We start from the raw sequence: 2551 nt of genomic DNA, 5'->3' as shown, positions 1-2551 counted from the left end.
TGATCGGTTCGACCGCCCGCCTCGAGTTCCGGCTGGTGCGCCCGTGGGAGGACGCCGCGTTCGTCGCCACCAAGCTGGACGAGGCCCTGAAGGTCGCGGCCGGTCCGGTCGCGACGGCGGCACCCGCGGCCGCCACGACCGCCGACGCGACGCAGGCCGCTCCCGGCGCCGACGACGCGCTGGGCGACCTGCCCGCCCTGCCGGACGGTCAGGACGCGGCCGACGCGGCCGCCGCGGCCGGCGGGGAGCGCCCCTTCACGAGCCGCGTCATCGTGGACGAGCAGTTGGCCCAGTACGGCGGCAGCTACATGTTCGTGCCTTCGGAGTCCGTCGAGGAGGTGCGCCGGCTGCTGTCCGGCCCCGCGGCGCGCGTGATCCCGCGCGACATGGAGCTGCAGTTCGGCATGGACGAGCGCTCGCCCTTCGGCCAGCCGGGCGTGTTCCTGTTCCTGCTGGACCGCACGCCGTCGCTGACCGGCGACCGCCTGACCACCGCCACGAGCAAGCCCGACTCCGAGAAGCCGGGCATGTTCCAGGTCAACTTCTCGCTCGACCGCCGCGGCTCGCGCATCTTCGGCGAGACCACCGGCGCCAACGAGGGCCGCTTCCTGGCCATCAGCCTGGACGGCAAGGTCAAGTCGGCGCCCCAGATCATCACCAAGATCACCGACTCCGGCTCGATCACCGGCAGCTTCACCAGCGCCCAGGCCGGCGACCTCGCGCTGATGCTGCGCGCCGGCGCCCTGCCCGTGGACGTGCGCATCGAGGAGGAGCGGACCGTCGGCCCGAGCCTCGGGCGCGACTCCATCGCCCAGGGCCTGAAGGCGGGCTGGATCGGCGCGCTGGTCGTCGTCGTCTTCATGATCGTCTACTACCAGGCCGTCGGCGCGGTCGCCGTGCTGGCCCTGGTCGTCAACATGCTGATCATGATGGCGACGCTGGCCCAGTTCGGCCTGGTGCTGACCCTGCCCGGCATCGCCGGCATCTTCCTGACCGTCGGCATGGCCGTGGACGCGAACGTGCTGATCAACGAGCGCATCCGCGAGGAGTTGCGGCGCGACAAGACGCCCCGCGCCGCGGTCGACGCCGGCTACCACAACGCGACGCGCACCATCGTCGACTCCAACGTGACGACGCTGATCGTGGGCGTCGTGCTGCTCTGGTTCGGCACCGGCCCGATCAAGGGCTTCGCCGTGACCCTGAGCATCGGCATCCTGACGAGCATGTTCACCGCGCTGGTGCTGACGCGGGTGGTCCTGGAGGCGTACACGCGCAACCGCGCGAACGCGACGTTGCGAATCTGAACGGCCGCCCCGCGGCGCGAGCGGGGGCCTCCGGGCCCCGGGAGAGGATTCCGGCATGCAGTTCTTCAAGCAGACGAACGTCCGGTTCACCGCGATGTTCCGGTACGCGCTGTTGTTCTCCGGGCTGCTGATCGTGGCGGGCGTGGTCTCGCTCGTCGCCCACGGCGGCCCGCGCCTGAGCATCGACTTCACCGGCGGCACCGTGCTGCAGGTGAAGATGGCGCCGGCCCCGGACATCGGGCGCGTGCGGTCGCTGCTCGAGAGCGGCGGCTACCCCGGCGTGCAGGTCCAGGACTTCGGGTCCGCCGACGAGTTCCTGATCACCTTCACCGGGACCGCCAAGGCGGTCTCGGGGCTGGACACCGCCGCCGCGATGAAGTCCGTCCTGGAGCAGGGGCTGCCCGGCACCGCGGTCGAGATGCGGCGCGAGGAGTCGGTGGGGCCGAAGATCGGCGGCGAGCTGAAGACGGCCGCCTTCAACTCGATGGTCGCGGCCCTGGGCCTGATCATCATCTACGTCTCGGTCCGCTTCATCTTCAAGTACGGCATCGCCGCCGTCATCGCCCTGGCCCACGACGTGACGATCACCCTGGGCGTGTTCTCGATGCTGAACAAGGAAGTCTCGCTCAGCATCATCGCGGCGTTCCTGACGATCATCGGCTACTCGATCAACGACACGATCGTGGTCTTCGACCGCATCCGCGAGAACATGAAGCTGCGCAAGCGCGGCGAGTCGTACGCGGCGGTGGTCGACCGCTCGATCAACGAGACCCTCAGCCGCACCGTGATCACCTCGCTGACGACGGTCATGGTCTCGGCCATGCTCTACTTCTTCGGCGGCCCGGTGATCCACGACTTCACCTTCGCGCTGACCTTCGGCATCGTCATCGGCACCTACTCGTCGATCTTCGTCGCCGCGCCGATCCTGGTCTGGTGGCACGAGAAGCGCGTCGCCGACCCGCGGCGCCGCGAAGCCATGTGAGCGCGCCGACGCCGGCATCTCGAGGGCGCCCCGCGGGGCGCCCTTTTTCGTGGCCCCCCGCCGCGCCGTGGCCCCGCTCCCGATCCGGCCGGAACGCAGGGGGCGGAACCGGCGTTTCCGGCGAGCCGCCCGTGAGTTAAGATCGACGCCGGCCCGTTGCCCCGGGAGACGCCTTGCCGAGTCGAGCCCGCACCTGGATCTCCGTCGCCTCGCTGCTGCTGCTGGCGCAGGGCGTCGTGCTCGCCGTGTCCGGCGCCGGCGCCGG

General features: G+C 70.5%; 2 protein-coding genes. Both read left to right on the top strand.

The annotated features are described in order from the left end of the window. A partial coding sequence (gene secD / locus Q7W29_10285) for a protein translocase subunit SecD (GenBank protein ID MDO9172207.1) occupies positions 1 to 1304 on the top strand: 1304 nt, incomplete at its 5' end. Positions 1305 to 1359: 55 nt separating this feature from the next. After that, positions 1360 to 2286 (top strand): protein translocase subunit SecF, encoded by a 927-nt coding sequence (secF, locus tag Q7W29_10280; protein ID MDO9172206.1) that lies wholly within the window; start codon positions 1360 to 1362, stop codon positions 2284 to 2286. Positions 2287 to 2551 lie beyond the last annotated feature (265 nt).

This window comes from bacterium (genome assembly GCA_030654305.1).
In the GTDB taxonomy this organism is placed as follows: domain Bacteria; phylum Krumholzibacteriota; class Krumholzibacteriia; order LZORAL124-64-63; family LZORAL124-64-63; genus PNOJ01.
The sequence above is the reverse complement of the archived record's forward strand: the minus strand, read 5'-3'. Positions and strand labels throughout refer to the sequence as shown.

Bases quoted from the DNA above. Each gene is read 5' to 3' on its own strand.
- secF (MDO9172206.1), top strand. From the start codon at position 1,360: ATGCAGTTCTTCAAGCAGACGAACGTCCGGTTCACCGCGATGTTCCGG.